The sequence below is a fragment of the Kitasatospora sp. NBC_01302 genome, from assembly GCF_035976515.1.
Classification (GTDB): Bacteria; Actinomycetota; Actinomycetes; order Streptomycetales; family Streptomycetaceae; genus Kitasatospora.
In genome coordinates this window covers 6847384-6863955 of sequence record NZ_CP108404.1, presented here as the reverse complement: position 1 = coordinate 6863955, position 16572 = coordinate 6847384, and the positions used below count along the sequence as shown (strand labels likewise).

General features: G+C 73.2%; 13 protein-coding genes. 6 read left to right on the top strand and 7 right to left on the bottom strand.

The window, feature by feature from the left end; translation table 11 throughout:
• Nucleotides 1-16 precede the first annotated feature (16 nt).
• Nucleotides 17-952 (top strand): phosphotransferase enzyme family protein, encoded by a 936-nt coding sequence (locus OG294_RS30150; protein WP_327069701.1) that lies wholly within the window; start codon nucleotides 17-19, stop codon nucleotides 950-952.
• A 94-nt stretch (nucleotides 953-1046) separates the two neighbouring features.
• On the opposite strand, the gene OG294_RS30145 is transcribed toward OG294_RS30150, so the two are convergent.
• Nucleotides 1047-1433, bottom strand: a complete 387-nt coding sequence (locus OG294_RS30145; RefSeq protein WP_327069700.1) for a hypothetical protein — start codon at nucleotides 1431-1433, stop codon at nucleotides 1047-1049.
• 16 nt (nucleotides 1434-1449) lie between these two features.
• Here OG294_RS30145 and OG294_RS30140 point away from each other — a divergent pair, with 16 nt between their 5' ends.
• Nucleotides 1450-2172 carry a polysaccharide deacetylase family protein gene (locus tag OG294_RS30140; RefSeq protein WP_327069699.1) on the top strand — a complete coding sequence of 241 codons (723 nt, stop codon included), beginning with the start codon at nucleotides 1450-1452 and terminating at the stop codon, nucleotides 2170-2172.
• Nucleotides 2173-2209: 37 nt separating this feature from the next.
• Here the strand turns inward: OG294_RS30140 and OG294_RS30135 are convergent, their stop codons facing one another.
• The 4 genes from OG294_RS30135 to OG294_RS30120 all read right to left on the bottom strand — a co-directional run bounded on the left by OG294_RS30135 (nucleotide 2210) and on the right by OG294_RS30120 (nucleotide 7960).
• Nucleotides 2210-2932 (bottom strand): exonuclease domain-containing protein, encoded by a 723-nt coding sequence (locus OG294_RS30135; RefSeq protein ID WP_327069698.1) that lies wholly within the window; start codon nucleotides 2930-2932, stop codon nucleotides 2210-2212.
• Nucleotides 2933-3110: 178 nt separating this feature from the next.
• On the bottom strand, nucleotides 3111-4442 hold the full coding sequence (efeB, locus tag OG294_RS30130) for an iron uptake transporter deferrochelatase/peroxidase subunit (RefSeq protein WP_327069697.1): 1332 nt from the start codon (nucleotides 4440-4442) through the stop codon (nucleotides 3111-3113).
• Nucleotides 4442-6550, bottom strand: a complete 2109-nt coding sequence (efeU, locus tag OG294_RS30125; protein WP_327069696.1) for an iron uptake transporter permease EfeU — start codon at nucleotides 6548-6550, stop codon at nucleotides 4442-4444. The genes efeB and efeU overlap by 1 nt, the downstream gene beginning before the upstream one ends.
• 144 nt (nucleotides 6551-6694) lie before the next feature.
• Complete coding sequence (locus tag OG294_RS30120; RefSeq protein WP_327069695.1) at nucleotides 6695-7960, bottom strand: SAV2148 family HEPN domain-containing protein; 1266 nt, start codon at nucleotides 7958-7960, stop codon at nucleotides 6695-6697.
• A gap of 358 nt (nucleotides 7961-8318) precedes the next feature.
• Here OG294_RS30120 and glgX point away from each other — a divergent pair, with 358 nt between their 5' ends.
• From glgX to treZ, 3 genes are all read left to right on the top strand, one after another.
• Nucleotides 8319-10424 carry a glycogen debranching protein GlgX gene (glgX, locus tag OG294_RS30115; protein ID WP_327069694.1) on the top strand — a complete coding sequence of 702 codons (2106 nt, stop codon included), beginning with the start codon at nucleotides 8319-8321 and terminating at the stop codon, nucleotides 10422-10424.
• A 66-nt stretch (nucleotides 10425-10490) separates the two neighbouring features.
• Nucleotides 10491-12725, top strand: a complete 2235-nt coding sequence (gene treY / locus OG294_RS30110) for a malto-oligosyltrehalose synthase (protein WP_327069693.1) — start codon at nucleotides 10491-10493, stop codon at nucleotides 12723-12725.
• A complete protein-coding gene (gene treZ, locus OG294_RS30105) occupies nucleotides 12722-14419 on the top strand; it encodes a malto-oligosyltrehalose trehalohydrolase (RefSeq protein ID WP_327069692.1) in 1698 nt (565 codons plus the stop codon). The genes treY and treZ overlap by 4 nt, the downstream gene beginning before the upstream one ends.
• On the opposite strand, the gene OG294_RS30100 is transcribed toward treZ, so the two are convergent.
• Entirely contained in the window at nucleotides 14397-15290 is an 894-nt protein-coding gene (locus tag OG294_RS30100; protein ID WP_327069691.1) for a transketolase family protein, read from the bottom strand. The two genes, treZ and OG294_RS30100, sit on opposite strands and share 23 nt — an antisense overlap.
• Nucleotides 15291-15314: 24 nt before the next feature.
• Nucleotides 15315-15995, bottom strand: a complete 681-nt coding sequence (locus OG294_RS30095; RefSeq protein ID WP_327069690.1) for a transketolase — start codon at nucleotides 15993-15995, stop codon at nucleotides 15315-15317.
• A 55-nt stretch (nucleotides 15996-16050) separates the two neighbouring features.
• On the opposite strand from OG294_RS30095, the gene soxR reads away from it, so the two are divergent.
• Nucleotides 16051-16539, top strand: a complete 489-nt coding sequence (soxR, locus tag OG294_RS30090) for a redox-sensitive transcriptional activator SoxR (RefSeq protein ID WP_327069689.1) — start codon at nucleotides 16051-16053, stop codon at nucleotides 16537-16539.
• The last annotated feature ends 33 nt before the right edge of the window (nucleotides 16540-16572 follow it).

The following is a 16572-nucleotide window of genomic DNA, read 5'->3' as shown; positions in this document are numbered from 1 at the left end:
CCGGTAGGTTTCGGCCATGGTCTCCCTCTCGTCGTCCCCCTTCACCGAAGCCCGGGCCCGCGCACTGCTCGCCCGGGCCCGCGCCGCCGCGGGCATCCCGGGTGGGACCGGGCAGCTGCTGGCCCTGGGGGAGAACGCCGTCTTCGGGCTCGACGACCTGGCGCTGGTGGCCAAGGTGGGCCGGGAGCCCGCGCTGCGGGCCCGGGCGGCGCGCGAACTGGCCGTCGCCCGCGGGCTGGACGACGCGGGCATCCCGGTGGTGCGGCCCGCCGACTCCCTGGTGCCGGCCCAGCGCGAGGCGGTGGTGACCGCCGACGGGCACCCGGTCACCTTCTGGCAGCAGTTGGCCCCGGCGGTTCGCCCGGCGGGCACCGCCGACCTCGCGCCGCTGCTGCGCGCGCTGCACGAACTGCCCGGGTCCGCCGGGCTGGCGCCGCCGGGCGAACCGCTGCCGCGCCGGGACCTGTTGGCCCCCGTCGAGCACTGGCTGCGCACCGCCGAGGGCCATCTCGACCCGGACGACGCCGCGTTCCTGCTGGAGCGCCGCACCGAGCTGGCCGCCGCCCTCGAGACGCTGAGCCCGGCGCTGCCGCCCGGGGTGATCCACGGCGACGCGCTGCCGCGCAATGTCCACGTCGGCCCGCACGGGCCGGTGCTGCTGGACCTGGAGTACGTCTGCGACGACCTGCGCGAGCACGACCTGGTGACGCTGGCGCTCAGCTGCGACCGGTACGGCGTGCCGGAGCAGGAGTACCTCGCCTTCACCCGCGCCTACGGCTGGGACGTGCGGGACTGGGACGGCTGCGCGGTGCTGCGCGGGGCCCGGGAGACGGCCGGCGCGGCGTGGGTGGCGCAGCAGGTGCCGGGCAGTGCGGCGGCGCTGGCGGAGTTCCGGCGCCGGGTGGCCTCGCTGCGGGAGGGGGACGCGGCGGTGCGCTGGTTCGCGTTCTGAGCCGGGCCGGGGCCCGAGCCGCAGGAGGACCCGAGCCGGAGCGGGGCGCCCGCGGACCACTGAAACGGACTCCCAGGCTCCGGTGAGATTTGTCTCAAGATGCTTTCATCATTTCGGAACTGCCTGATCGGCGGCCATCGTCGTAGGGAACAGCCGCGACCACCCGGGGGCGGCTGGTCCACGTCAGGAGTTGCCGCATGCCCGTTCCCGGCACCCACCGCACCCTGCTCCGCCGCGCCGCCGGCGGCTGCGCCGCGATCCTCACCCTCGCGCTCGCCTGCGCGTGCGGGAGTTCATCGGGCGCGACCACGTCGGCGGACCGGGCACGTCCGAGCGTGACGCTGACCGCCGCCCCGAGCACGAGCGCGGGCGCGGCCCCGACCGTGGTGGCGAGCACGAGCCCGACCACGGCAGCGAGCCCGACCACGACGCCGGGCGCGGCAGCGACACCGACCCCGACACCGAGCAGGGCGGCGAGCACGACGCCGGGCGTAACCGTGAGCCCGACCACGACGCCGGGCGCGGCAGCGGGCCGGACGCCGAGCGCGGCCGCGAGCACCCCCGCCTCGCCGGCCCCGGCGACCACCGCGGGCGCACCGGTGCCCGCGAAGGACGCGCCCGGTTCCTCGATCTCCTACGCGACCGCCACCGGCGGCCGGACCGTCGCGCTCACCTTCGACGACGGCCCCGGCAAGGCCACCGGCCAGGTCCTGGCGCTGCTCGCCCAGTACCACGCCAAGGCGACCTTCTGCGAGATCGGCCCGCAGGCCACCGCCAACCCCGCCCTGGTCAAGCAGATCCTGGCCGGCGGCCACCGCCTGTGCGACCACACCGTGCACCACCCGCAGCCGATGCACACGCTCTCGCACGACAAGCAGGTCTACGAGATCGACGCGGCCAAGGACATGATCACCGCGGCCGGCGGTCCGGGCACCCAGGTCAGCTGGTTCCGCGCGCCGGGCGGCGACTTCAGCGCCGACAACCGCCAGATAGCCGTCCAGGACGGCCTGCGCCCGCTCGGCTGGACGGTCGACACCCGCGACTGGTCCAAGCCCGGCGTCCCGGCGATCATCGCCAACGTCAAGAAGGAGCTGCACCCCGGCGGCATCATCCTGATGCACGACGGCGGCGGCGACCGCAGCCAGACCGTGGCCGCCCTCCAGCAGTTGCTCCCCTGGCTGGTGCAGCAGGGCTACACCTTCGACTTCCCTGCCGCCTGACGCCGAGTCGGCCCAGGTCGGCCCAGGTCGGCTCAGCTCACCGGATCGGCCAACGGGCGTCGACCACGGCCTGCGGGTCCTTGCCCTTGCGCAGCCAGGCCTGCAGGCCCTCGGCCCACTCCCGGTACCAGTGCACCTGCTGCTCGTGCAGCGCGGCCAGGGTCAACTCCCCCACCTGCGCCGGGTAGCGCTCGCCCAGCGCGACGGCCACCCGGACCGCCGCGAGTGCGTCGCTGGCGGCGTCGTGGGCGTCCAGCAGCTCCACCCCGTAGACCTCGCAGACCCGTTGCAGACCGCGCGAGCCCTTGCGGTAGCGGTCCACCGCGCGGTCGATCACCAGCGCGTCCAGCACCGGCGCGACCAGTCGCCCGGCCAGCCGCCCGGCCAGGCCCACCCGGCCGTGGCGGCGCAGCTCGGCGTCGAGCAGCGAGAGGTCGAAGGGGGCGTTGAACGCCACCACCGGGGTGCCCTGCGCCAGCCGCTCGCAGAGCGCGGCGGCGATCTCCTCCACCGCGGCGCCCGCGGGGCGGCCCCGGGTGCGGGCCTGTTCGTCGCTGATCCCGTGGATCGCCCGGGCCTGCTCGGGTATCGGTACCCCGGGGTCGAGCAGCCAGCGCGTGGTGCGCACCGGCACGCCGCCGACCGTCTCCACCAGCGCGGCGGTGACGATCCGTGACTCGGCCGGCTCGGTGCCGGTGGTCTCCAGGTCGAACCCGATCAGCGGGCCCTGCCACCACCGCACCCGCGCGGCCGTGCGCACCGCCCCAGCGGCAGGTCTCGCCGCATTGCCCAGCTCACCCATCAGCAGCGCCTTCCGTCGGGGTGTCCTCTGACGTCCCCCATCATGGCCGCCGCCTGTGACAACGCCGCCCGCCCACGGCCTGCGGGGCCGTGGGCGGGCGGGTGTCGCAGAGACTCCCAAGGGGTCTCAGGGGATCTCAGGCCGCGGCGAACATCGCGCGGCCGAGCCAGTCGTTGGTGTCCCGCACGCCCGGCAGCACGAAGAAGTAGCCACCGCCGGTCGGCGAGATGTAGTCCACCAGTGGCTCGTCGATCAGCCGGGTCTGGGTCGCCTCGAACTGGCGCACCACGTCCTGCTGGTAGCAGCAGAACGCCAGGCCCATGTCCAGGTTGCCGACCTTGTCGACGCCGCGGTCGTAGTTGTAGCCGCGGCGCAGGATGCGCGAGTCGTCCGTCTGGTCGGTGCGCGGGTTGGCCAGCCGGATGTGGGCGTCCACCGGGATCGCGTTGCCCTGCGGGTCCCTGGCGTAGTCGGGGATGTCGGTCTCCTTGGCCCCGTCCAGCGGAGCGCCGGTGTCCTTGCGGCGGCCGAACATCTTCTCCTGCTCGGAGAGCGAGACCCGGTCCCAGAACTCGACCAGCATCCGGATGATGCGGATCACCTGGTAGCTGCCGCCGGTGGCCCAGGCCGGTTCGCCGCCGCCGTCCTTGACCCAGACGAGCTTGTCCATCTCGCGCCCCGAGGTGACGTCGGGGTTGGCGATGCCGTCCTTGAAGCCGAGCAGGTTGCGCTGCGCGCCGGCCGGACGCGGGGCGTTCTGGAACCCGTCGATCCGCCACTTGATCTGCATCGCACCGCGGGTGTGCTTGGCGATGTCGCGCAGCGCGTGCAGCACGGTGTCCTGGCTGTTGGCGCAGATCTGCAGCGACAGGTCGCCGTGCAGCTCGGCCGCCTGCAGGTTGTCGTTCGGGAAGGTCTTCATCGGGTTCAGCTTGACCGGCTTGACCTTGCCCAGGCCGTAGCGGCCGTCGAAGAGCGAGGAGCCGACCCCGACCGTCACCGACAGGCCGTCACTGGGCACCGTCGGGCCCAGGATGCCGTTGTCGGAGGGCGGCGCGCCGACGCCCAGGTCGGGCGGGGTGCCGCCGGCGGTGAGGAACCTGATCCGGTCGGTGAGGGTGTGGAAGAGGTCTTCCAGCGCCTTGCGGTCGGGGGCGATGACGTCGAAGGAGAGGAACATCGCGGCGGTCTGCTGCGCGGTCAGCACGCCGGCCTGGTGCTCGCCGTGGAAGGGCACCAGCGCGTTGGCACCCGTGGCGTCGGCGGCCTGTGCCCGCCCGGCGCCACCCAGCGCGAGCGCTCCGCCGGCCAGCGCGGCACCGGCCGCGCCGACGCCGAGCGCCGCGCCCAGGAAGCTGCGGCGCGCGGGGGCGGCCGGGCAGCCGGCCGCATCGGCCCGGGCGGCCTCGGCGGCGGCGAGCGCCTCGTGCGGGAAGGGGCAGGAGCCGGTTCTGGGCTGGCTGGTCATCAGGCGGACTTCCTGATCTCAAGAAGGTCGGGAATGGGGGCGAGGTCTTCGAGCAGCTGGCCGGTGGCGCCGTTGAGCTGCGTGCGGACCGAGGGGTCGAGCTGCTCGACCGGGGTCCAGCTGCCGTCCTGGTGGCGGGCGCCGGCCAGCAGGTCGCCGAACCGCTTCAGGTCGGCGTTGACGGTGCCGAGCAGCTGCGGGCTGCGCTGCTGGATCAGCGGCGTCAGGACGTTCAGCAGCTCCTGGGTGCCGGCCAGGTTGGCCTGGGCGGTGGCCAGGTTGGTGCCGCTGCCCTCGTCGGTGTCGGCCGTCAGCTCGAACTGGAGGGTGTTCTCCAGGATCTCGTGGGTGCGCAGCGGCAGGTCGGTGGGGTCGAAGTCCTGGGTCGGGAACGCCTTGCCGAGGCCGTCCACGTCGGTGACCAGCTGGTCGGCGACCGGGGCGAGGTCGCTGGCGCTCTGGCCGTGCCACAGGCCGTACTCCAGGCGGTGGAAGCCGGCGAAGTCCTTGTCGGCGACGCCGTCCGGCAGGCCGTCGGCCCGGCCGTTGATCTTCTTGTCGAAGTCGGCGAAGGTGCCGTAGGCGGCGCCCAGCGAGGAGTACTGCAGGTGCGCGGTGAGCCAGTCGGCCTTGGCGGCGTCCAGGTCGCCCGCGTGCAGGTCGGCCTGGAGCTTCTGGGTCTGGGTCAGCAGCGTGGCCAGGCCCGCGTTCACGTAGGACTTGTACTGGTCGAGCGGGCCCTTGAGGTCGTCCTCGGAGACCGGCAGCACGGCGTTGACGCTCTGTCCGCCGCTGACGTGGAAGGTGGCCGAGGTGACCGGGTCGCCGCTGCTGGGCACGCAGCGCCAGGCGAGGTCGCCGCTGCCGATGGTGGCGGTCAGCGGGCGGGTGGTGCCCGGGGCCAGGCCCTCGATCTCGCCGTAGACGGCGTTGGTGGCCGGGTTGACCAGGTAGACCTCGGAGGTCTTGCTGCCGGCGTTGTGCATCTGGAAGGTCTGCTGGCCGGGCTGCGGGGTGCTGAAGCCCTTGCCGCAGTCGCTCTTGGCGTCCGAGACGGTGACGGTGCCGGCGGCGGCGGGCTTGCCGTCGCTGGCCGCGATCACCACCCCGGCCACCACGGCCGGGACGGCCACCAGGGCGGCGGGGAGCAGCCAGCGGTTGCGGGAGCCGGCGGGCCGCGGCTCGGGCGCGCTCGACGGCTCGGCCTCCGCAGCCTTCTCCGTCACCGACTCCGCAGCCTTCTCCGTCGCCGGCTCCGCAGCCTTCTCAGCAGCGGCCACCGCCGGCTTGGGCGCACTCGCCCGCACGCCGCGCACGAAGAGCGTCATCACCAGCGCGAGGTAGAGCACGTACGCGGCCACCTGCAGCCAGGTCATCGTGACGGTGATGTTGAACACGCCCTGCATCAGCGTCGCGTACCAGGACCCGCCGTCCAGCGAGCCGCTCAGGTCGAAGGCGTACGCGGTCGAGCCGGGCAGCACGCCGCCCTCCTGCAGGTCGCGCAGCCCGTAGCTGAGCACGCCGGCCGCGATGACGATCAGCACCACGCCGGTGCAGGTGAAGAACTTCGTCAGGTTGATCTTCAGCACCCGGCGGTACAGGCCCCAGCAGAGTCCGGCGGCCAGCACCAGGCCGATCCCGGCGCCGATCGCGGGCCCGGTGGCCTCACCGGCGGAGCGCGCGGTGGTCCACAGGAAGAGCGAGGTCTCCAGGCCCTCCCGGCCGACGGCCAGGAAGCTGGTCAGCACCAGCACGCCGCCGCCCATGGTGAGCGCGGAGGCGACCTTCTCGCGGATCTCCGAGGAGAGGTTGCGGGCCGAGCGCCGCATCCAGAACACCATCGCGGTGACGAAGGCCACCGCGATCAGGCTCAGGGTGCCGCCGAAAGCTTCCTGCGCGCTGCCGGAGAGGTTGGCGGCGGTGAAGGTGAGCACCGCGCCGAAGCTGAGGGCGAGCGCGATGGCGGCCAGCACACCGGTCCACACCTGGGGCAACCGGGCCTTCTGGCCCGAGCGGACCAGGGTGGCGACCAGGATCGAGACGATCAGGCCGGCCTCGAGACCCTCTCTGAGCCCGATCAGAAAGCTTGGAAACGCGTCGTCCCACATGGGTGGTGAACTCTCCTAGGCATGGCAGCGCCGCTAAGCACGGCCCGCTTAGCTTAGGCATACCTTAGCCAGAGAGGATGAGAACGTCGATGCCCGGGGGGCGGTCAAGGCGACACGCCGGGAATGCGCCGGTCCGAGCCCGCCTCAGCTGACCGGGCGTGAGTCGGTCCAGACCCCCTCGAACTCCTCCCGGTAGACCTCCAGCAGCCCGGGCTCGCCCTCCTCCGCACCGGGCTGGGCCGCCCGCAGCACCAGGGCCGGCGACTCGATCCCGCGGGCCCGGCGCAGGTAGGGCTGGACCACGCCGAGGTCGCCGCCGCGCCGCCGCACCCCGGGCGGGCGGGCGCCCTCCACCAGGTAGGCGGTGAACCGGGGCGTCTCGTCGAAGACCCGGATCTCGAAGGCGCCCTGGTCGCGCAGCCGGGCCCGGACCCGGCGCACGTGCATGATGTTGGTCTCGATCGAGCGGGACAACTCACCTCGGCCCAGCCCCAGTTCCCGCTCCCGCCGGCGCACCGCGCTGCTGGCCGGGTTGAGGAAGAGCAGCCGGATCCGGCAGCCCTCGGCGGCCAGCCTGGCCAGCCGCTTGCCGGTGAAGTTCTGGCAGAGCATGCCCAGCGCGATGCCGAGCGCGTCCAGCCGACGGGCGCCCTCCAGCAGGTCCTCCACCGGCAGGTCGCGCTGGAGCAGGATCCGGTCGGCGTGCACCGCGGCGACGTCGGCGTAGCGGCCGGCCACCAGCTCCTCGATGACGTCGGAGGGCAGCCCGGCCCCGGCGGCGGGCCGCCCGTCCAGCAGGCCGAGCACCCGGGCCGCGGCCCGCTCGGTCTGGGCCAGCACGGTGGGGGTGAGGCTGCGGTTGCGCGAGACCACGTGCCGGGCGACCTCCAGCTCGTCCAGGGTCAGCTCGATCTCCCGGCGGTCGTCCAGGTACGGCTCGAAGCACGGCCAGTGCTGCACCATCAGCTCGCGCAGCTGGGGCAGGGTCAGGAAGACCAGCGGGTCGTCGTCGACCGGGTCGAGCAGGTAACCCTTGCGCCGGCTGACCTCGCGCACGGCGGAGGCCCGGCGCACCCACTCCTCGCCGGCCGGGCCGGCCGCGGCGGTCACCCAGTCCACGCCGTGGGCGGGCTCGTAGACGGGGCGCAGCAGGTCGTCCAGCAGGGCGCGCAGCCGCTGCTCGACGAGATTGAGCCAGACGTAGGCCCGCCCGGTCAGCCGGACCCGCTGGTAGGCGTGCTGCCACCGCTCGCCGTCCCAGGCCGGCTCGATCGCCTCGGTACCGGGCTGAGCGGGGCTCAGGCGGCCGCCGCCGGGGGAGCCCAGCACCGCGGTCGGCGCCTCTGCCCGGACCCCGGTACCCGCCGCCCCGCTGGACCCTTCGGGCCATTCGTCGGCGGGATAGACCATCTGATTACCTCAACTCTCGGCACCCGGCCCTGTGACGATCAAGGGTACTGCCAGGGCGCCCCGCCAGGCAGCCCGTTGCCCATCCGCAACTCGAACGCGCACCACTGGCCGGACCGTCCCGAACATCTGATACGAGTGCGCCGGACACCCGTTCGGGCGAAAGGAAGCCGAAAGAGCGTCAGAACAGCACGGGAGCGGCAACGATGGCCATGACAGTGCGTCGATCGGCAGTGTGCCGTGCGTCACGCTGAGCGGCGCACAGACATGTGACGCGCGCCACGGGGCATACCGCACCCAGCGGTGCGCCAACGTCCCGAGGGAGCATCAGATCCCCTTGACATCAGGGAAGTTGAGGCTTATGCAGGTCTGGCCGGGGCAACCGTACCCCCTGGGTGCCACCTACGACGGGGTGGGCACCAACTTCGCGGTGTTCTCCGAGAGCGCGGACCGGATCGAGCTGTGCCTGCTCGGCCCGGACGACACCGAGACCACCATCGAGCTGCGCGAGACCGACGCGTTCGTCCGGCACGCCTACCTGCCCGGCATCCAGCCCGGCCAGCGGTACGGCTTCCGGGTCCACGGACCGTACGAGCCCGCGCGCGGCCAACGGCACAACGGCGCCAAGCTGCTGCTCGACCCGTACGCCAAGGCGATGAGCGGCACGATCGACTGGGACGAGTCGGTCTACGGGTACCACTTCGGCGCGCCCGAGCGCCGCAACGACCTCGACTCGGGCCCGCACACCATGCACTCGGTGGTGATCAACCCGTACTTCGACTGGGGCAACGACCGCCCCCCGCGCACCGACTACCACCGGTCGGTGATCTACGAGGCGCACGTCAAGGGCCTCACCCAGCTGCACCCGGGCATCCCCGAGGAGATCCGCGGCACCTACGCCGCGCTCGCCCACCCCGCGCTGATCGAGCACCTGGCCAAGCTCGGCATCACGGCGATCGAGCTGATGCCGGTGCACCAGTTCGTGCGCGACCACCGACTGCGTGACATCGGACTGTCCAACTACTGGGGTTACAACACCATCGGCTTCTTCGCCCCGCACGGCTCCTACTCCTCGGTGGGCGACCGCGGCCAGCAGGTGCAGGAGTTCAAGTCGATGGTCAAGGCGCTGCACGCGGCCGGGATCGAGGTGATCCTGGACGTGGTCTACAACCACACCGCCGAGGGCAACCACCTGGGCCCCACCCTCTCGATGCGCGGCCTGGACAACGCCTCGTACTACCGGCTGGCCACCGACCGCCGGAACTACATGGACACCACCGGCACCGGCAACAGCCTGCTGATGCGCAGCCCGCACGTGCTCCAGCTGATCATGGACTCGCTGCGCTACTGGGTCACCGAGATGCACGTGGACGGCTTCCGGTTCGACCTCGCGGCCACCCTGGCCCGGCAGTTCCACGAGGTCGACCGGCTCTCCTCGTTCTTCGACCTGGTCCAGCAGGACCCGGTGGTCTCGCAGACCAAACTGATCGCCGAGCCCTGGGACGTCGGCGAGGGCGGCTACCAGGTGGGCAACTTCCCGCCGCTGTGGACCGAGTGGAACGGCATGTACCGGGACACCGTGCGCGACCTGTGGCGCGGCGAGAACGCCACGCTGGCCGAGTTCGGCTCCCGGCTGACCGGTTCCTCCGACCTCTACCAGCACGACGGGCGGCGCCCGATCGCCTCGATCAACTTCATCACCTGCCACGACGGCTTCACGCTGCGCGACCTGGTCTCGTACAACGAGAAGCACAACGAGGCCAACGGCGAGCACAACCGGGACGGCGAGTCCTTCAACCGCTCCTGGAACTGCGGCGCGGAGGGCCCGACCACCGACCCGCAGGTGCTCCAGCTGCGCGGCCGCCAGCAGCGCAACTTCATCGCCACCCTGCTGCTCTCCCAGGGCGTGCCGATGCTCTCGCACGGCGACGAGCTCGGCCGCAGCCAGCTGGGCAACAACAACGCCTACTGCCAGGACTCCGAGCTGTCCTGGGTCGACTGGCCCGGCGACGGCGACCTGCTGGAGTTCACCCAGGGCATGGTCTGGCTGCGCCGCAACCACCCGGTCTTCCGCCGCCGGCGGTTCTTCCGGGGCCGACCGGTGGCCGCCGCCCACGACGACCTGACCGACATCGCCTGGTTCACCCCCGGCGGCGAGGAGATGACCGAGCAGGACTGGAGCGCCAGCTACGCCAAGTCGCTGACGGTCTTCCTCAACGGCGCGGCGATCTCCGAGCCGGACCGGCGCGGCGGGCGGATCACCGACGACTCGTTCCTGCTGATGTTCAACGCGCACCACGAGTCGCTGCAGTTCACCGTCCCCCGGGAGCACGGCGAGCAGTGGCAGGTCGTGGTCGACACCACCCTCGCGACACTCCCGACCCCGGGGGCCGGACTTCGGGTGAAGGAGGGCGACGGGCTCTGGCTCGCCGACCGCTCCTTGCTGGTGCTTCAGCGGTCCGCCTGAGAAACGCGGTCGCCCGGGTGCCGCAAGCGGGTCGTGCGGCCCCGGGCGACCGGGTAGGCATGGGGTGTGATCACACCCCCTACAGCGAGCTACCGGCTCCAGCTGCAGCCCTCGTTCACGCTCGCGGACGCCGCCGCGGCCCTGCCGTACCTGGCCGGGCTCGGCATCTCCCACCTGCACCTGTCGCCCCTGCTGGAGGCGACACCCGGCTCCACCCACGGGTACGACACGGTCGACCACACCCGGATCAGCGAACAGCTCGGCGGCGAGGGCGCCCTGCGCGCCCTCGCCGCCGCGGCCCACGAGCACGGGCTGCGGCTGATCGCCGACGTGGTCCCCAACCACATGGCGCTGCCGGTCCCCGAGCGCCTCAACACCCCGCTCTGGCACGTGCTGCGGGACGGGCCCGAGTCGGCCTACGCGCACTGGTTCGACATCGACTGGGCGGCGCACGGCGGCCGGATCCTGCTGCCGGTGCTGGGCGACCGGCTGGGCGCGGTGCTCGACCAGCTGAAGGTGGATCAGGACACGCTGCGCTACTACGACCACGTCTTCCCGCTGCGCCCGGGCACCGAGCACCTGCCACTGGCCCAGCTGCTCTCCCGCCAGCACTACCGGCTGGCCTGGTGGCGACTGGCCGGCACCGAGCTCAACTACCGCCGGTTCTTCAGCATCAACGAGCTGATCGCACTGCGGGTGGAGGACCCGGAGGTGTTCCGGGCCACCCACGGGGTGCTGCTGCGGCTGCGCGAGGAGGGGGTGCTGGACGGCTTCCGGGTCGACCACCCGGACGGCCTGGCCGACCCGCGCGCCTACCTGCGCCGGCTGGCCGAGACCAGCGGCTGCGCCTACACGGTGGTGGAGAAGATCCTCACCGGACACGAACGGCTGCCCGGCGACTGGCCCTGCGCGGGCACCACCGGCTACGACGCACTGCGGCACATCGACGGCGTGCTCACCGACGGGCCCGGGGTGCACCGGCTGACCGGGCTGTACGCCGAGTACACCGGCCTCGACTCCTCGGCCGCCGAGCAGGCCCGGATCGGCCGTGCCGAGATGACCGGCCCGAGCGGCGAACTGGCCGCCGAGATGAACCGCCTGGTCCGGCTGGCCGAGCAGATCGGCGCGGCCGAACCGGCGCTGGCCGACCACGCCCCGCTCGCGGTGCGGGCCGCGCTCTGTGACCTGTTCACCCACTACACGGTCTACCGGCCCTACCTCTCCCAGGCCGAACGGACCGTCACCACGCCGCAGTCCACCAAGGAGTTCGTCGAGCTGCTGACCCAGGGCCACCTGGGCTCGGGCCCGCTGAAGGACGAGTTCCGCACCCGGTTCGCCCAGACCGCCTCGGCGGTGGCGGCCAAGGGCGTGGAGGACACCGCCTTCTACCGCTGGTACCCGCTGCTCTCGCTGAACGAGGTCGGTGGCGACCCCGGCCACCCGGGCGTCGAACCGGCCGACTTCCACCGCTGGTGCGAGGACATCCAGCGCCACTGGCCGCTGACCATGACCACGCTGTCCACCCACGACACCAAGCGCAGCGCGGACGCCCGGGCCCGGCTCGCCGTGCTGGCCGAGCTGCCCGAGCAGTGGACGGCCGAGTGCCGCGCGTGGTCGGCGCTGGCCGGCGGGCTGGCCGACCGCAACGCCGAGTGGCTGCTCTGGCAGACCCTGGTGGCCGCCTGGCCGATCGACGTGGAGCGGCTGCGCTCGGTGCTGCTCAAGTCGGTCCGCGAGGCCAAGCTGACCACCAGCTGGACCGCCCAGGACGCCGACTACGAAGCCGCCCTCGCCCAGTACGCCGAGACCGTCCTGAGCATTCCCGAACTCACCGCGCGGATCGAGGCGTTCGTCGCCTTCCTGGAGCCGTACGCGCGCAGCAACAGCCTGTCGGCCGCGCTGCTGCACCTCACCATGCCGGGCGTGCCCGACCTCTACCAGGGCTCCGAGCGCCCGCTGTACACCCTGGTCGACCCCGACAACCGCGCCCCGGTCGACTTCACCCTCCCGGACGCCGCACTCGGCGACTTCGCGCGCCGCAAGCTGCACCTGACCCGCACCGCCCTGCACCTGAGCCGCCCGCTGGGCCGCTACCGCCCGCTGGCGGCGGGCGAGCACCTGATCGCCTACCAGCGCGGGCCGAACCTGACGGTGGCCGCCACCCGGCTGCCGTACGCGCTGGCCGGGCGCGGCGAAGGCGCGACCCTCGAACTGGCCGGACGCTGGCGGGACCTGCTGACCGGCCGGCCGTTCACCGGCACCGTGGACACCGTCGCGCTACTGACCAAGGAGGCATCGTGAGGTACCAGGTCTGGGCTCCGGCGGCCGGGCGGGTCGAGGTGGAGGTGGACGGTGTGCGCAGCCCGCTGGCCGCCGAGCCGGGCGGCTGGTGGCGCGGCGAGGCAGCAGCCGGGCAGGACTACGGCTTCGCACTCGACGGCGGGCCCGCCCTGCCCGACCCGCGCTCGGCCCGCCAGCCGCACGGCCCCGACGGCCCGAGCCGGCTGGTCGACCACGCGGACTTCCGCTGGTCGCAGAGCGACTGGCACGGGCGGGCGCTGCCCGGCGCGGTCGTCTACGAGCTGCACGTCGGCACCTTCACCCCGGCCGGCACCTTCGCCGGCGCCGAGCAGAAGCTCGACCACCTGGTCGAACTGGGCGTGGACTTCGTGCAGTTGCTGCCGGTCTGCCCGTTCCCCGGCCGGCACGGCTGGGGCTACGACGGGGTGGCGCCCTGGGCGGTGCACGAGCCCTACGGCGGCCCGGAGGGCCTCAAGCGCTTCGTGGACGCCGCGCACCGCAAGGGCCTGGGCGTGATCCTGGACGTGGTGCACAACCACCTCGGCCCCTCCGGCAACCACCTGCCCGCCTACGGTCCGTACTTCACCGAGCGGCACCAGACGCCCTGGGGCGCGGCGGTCAACCTGGACGCGCCCGGCTCGGACGAGGTGCGCGCCTACCTGATCGGCAGCGCGCTGGCCTGGCTGCGCGACTACCGGATCGACGGCCTGCGGCTGGACGCGGTGCACGCGTTGGTGGACGACCGCGCGGTGCACTTCCTGGAGGAACTGACCACCGCCGTACGGGCGCTGGCCGCAGCCGAGCGGCGCCCGCTGTTCCTGATCGGCGAGTCCGACCTGAACAACCCGCGGGTGACCGATCCCCGGCAGGCGGGCGGCTACGGGCTGGACGCCCAGTGGAGCGACGACTTCCACCACGCGCTGCACGCCGCGGCGACCGGCGAGACCCAGGGCTACTACGCCGACTTCGGCCGGGCCCCGCTGGCGGCGCTGGCCCGGACGCTGACCCGCGGCTGGTTCCACGACGGCACCTGGTCCTCCTTCCGCGGCCGCCACCACGGCCGCCCCTTCCCCGCGGCGGGCGGCGGGCACCGGCTGCTCGGCTACGCGCAGACCCACGACCAGATCGGCAACCGCGCCCAGGGTGACCGGCTGAGCGCCGGCCAACTCGCCCTGACCGCACCACTGGTGCTCACCTCGCCGTTCACCCCGATGCTCTTCATGGGCGAGGAGTGGGGAGCCGCGACCCCCTGGCAGTACTTCACCGACCACACCGATCCGCAGCTCGCGGAGGCGGTGCGCCAGGGCCGGCGGCGGGAGTTCGCCGCCTACGGCTGGGCGGCCGAGCAGGTGCCCGATCCGCAGGAGCCCGCCACCGTGCTGCGCTCCACCCTGGACTGGACCGAGCCGCGCGCCGGACAGCACGCCGAACTGCTCGCCTGGTACCGGCGGTTGATCCGGCTGCGGCGCGAGAACCCGCAGCTGGTGGACCCTGACCTGACCGCGGTCGCGGTGGAGTTCGACGAGGCACAGGGGCAACTGACCGTGCACCGTGGCCCGTTCAGGATCGCGGTGAACTTCGGCGACAAGCCGGGCGAGCCGCCGGCGGGCGAGGTGGTCGCCCACTGGGGCGAGCTGGGCGCCGGCCGCCTGGGGCCGCGCTCCTGCGCCATCACCCGCGTGGCAGGAAGCTGACGATCCGCTGCCGCAGTCCGGGCGCGGTGAGGCCGTAGGCCGCCAGGTGCTCCTCGATGCTCCCGTAGTGCCGGTGCTCCTCGCGCGGCACGCCGAGGCCGAGCACCCGGTGCGGCAGGTCGGCCAGCGCCCGGTTCACCTCGCCGCCGGAGGTCCCGGCGAGGTAGGGCTCGACCAGCACCACGTCGGTGGGGCCCGCGGCGCGCAGCGCGGCGGCGTCGAAGGGCCGCACCGAGGTGGCGTAGAGGACGGTGACGTCCAGCCCCTCGGTGGCGGCCAGCACCGCGTCCAGCATCGGGCCCACCGCCACCACGGTGGCGGCCGCGCCCCGGCGCAGGGTCAGGAACCGGCCCGGCACCACCGGCCTGGCCTCGGCGTTCTGGTGCGCGGAGAGCCGCACGTAGACGTTGCGCTCGCCGTCGGCCACCGCGTGCCGCAGCAGCGTCTCGGTCTCGTCGGGGTGCCCCGGCACGTGCACCGTCCAGTCGGGCAGCGTGTCGAGCAGCGCCACGTCGCCCGGCGCCATGTGGGTGCGCCCGCCGGCCGGCCAGTCGTACGAGCCCAGCGCGCTGACCAGCACCGCGCCCACCCCCTGGTGGCCGAGGTCCAGCTTGACCTGCTCGAAGGGCCGTTCGACCAGGAAGCTGGCGAAGGTGTGGGCGATCGGGCGCATCCCGGTCAGCGCCAGGCCCGCGGTCACCCCGATCAGCAACTGCTCGCGGATGCCCACGTTGAGCACCCGGTCGGGGTGGGCGGCGGCGGCCCCGGTGAGCTGGGCCGCGCCGATGTCGGCGAGCACCAGGGCGGTGCGGGGGTCCTGGTCGAGCAGGTCGCTCGCCACGGTGGCGAAGCGCTCGCGCATGGTGTCCATCGTTCTTCTCCCCGTCGGTGGTGACTAGTTCTTGGGCTCGACCCGGGCGATCACGGCGTGCGGCCGGCCCGGGTGCTCGGTGGTGTACGCCTGGTACAGCGCCTCGTGGTCGTGGCCGTCCACGGTCACCGCCGACCAGCCGGCCGCCGCGAAGCGGGAGGCGATCCCGCCCTGCCAGCCGTGGGTGGCCGAGGTGTTGTCGATCACGATGGCGTGCAGCCGCTCCAGCCCGACCGCCCCGGCGTAGGCCAGTGCCTCGTGGTTGCTGCCCTCGTCGAACTCGGCGTCCCCGATCAGCGTCCAGACCGCCGGATCGGTCAGCCCCTGCGCCCGCAGGCCCAGCGCGGTGCCCACCGCGAGCGGCAGGCCGTGGCCGAGCGAGCCGGAGCCGATCTCGACGCCCGGGACCAGCAGCCGGTCCGGGTGGTGGCCCAGCGGCGAGTGGTAGCCGCCGAAGCCATCCAGCCACTCGGCGGGCAGGAAGCCCTTGGCGGCCAGCACCGCGTAGTACGCCATCGGGCCGTGGCCCTTGGAGAGCAGGAACCGGTCCCGCGCCGGGTCGTCCGCCCGCTCGGGGTCGATGCGCAGCACCCGCTCGTACAGCACCCAGAGCGCGTCCAGGGTGGAGGTGGCCGCCGGGCCGTGCTTCTCGGCTCCGGTCATCCGGCCCAGCAGGCCGGGGAGCTCCTCGTAGGTGGTGATCATGCGGATGATCCTGCTACCTCAAGTCGACTTGAGGTCAAGCCCTAGAATCGCGGTCATGACCGCCCAGCAGCCCCGGATGACCATCGGCGAACTGTCCGCCCGCAGCGGCCTCGCGCCCAGCGCGCTGCGCTACTACGAGGAGCTGGGCCTGATCCACGCCGAGCGCACGGCCGGCGGGCGCCGGCTCTTCGCCCGCCAGATGCTGCGCCGGGTGGCCTTCGTCCGGGCCGCCCAGGCCGTCGGCCTCTCGCTGGACGAGGCCCGCGAGGCGATGGCGGGCCTGCCGGTCGACCGCTCCCCCAGCGCCGCCGAGTGGGCCCCGGTCGCCACCGCCTGGCAGGAGCGGATCGACCGCCAGATGGCCGACCTGCAGCGCCTGCGCGACCACCTCACCGGCTGCATCGGGTGCGGCTGCCTCTCGCTGGGCAAGTGCGCCCTGTACAACCCGCACGACATCCAGGGCGCCCAGGGCCCCGGAGCCCGCCGGCTTCAATCCTCGTTCAGTCGCGACAAGTCCGTGTCGCAGGCCCCCCGCAGGCCTTAGGCTCTGCCGGGACGCCGCCACGGGGCGGCAACC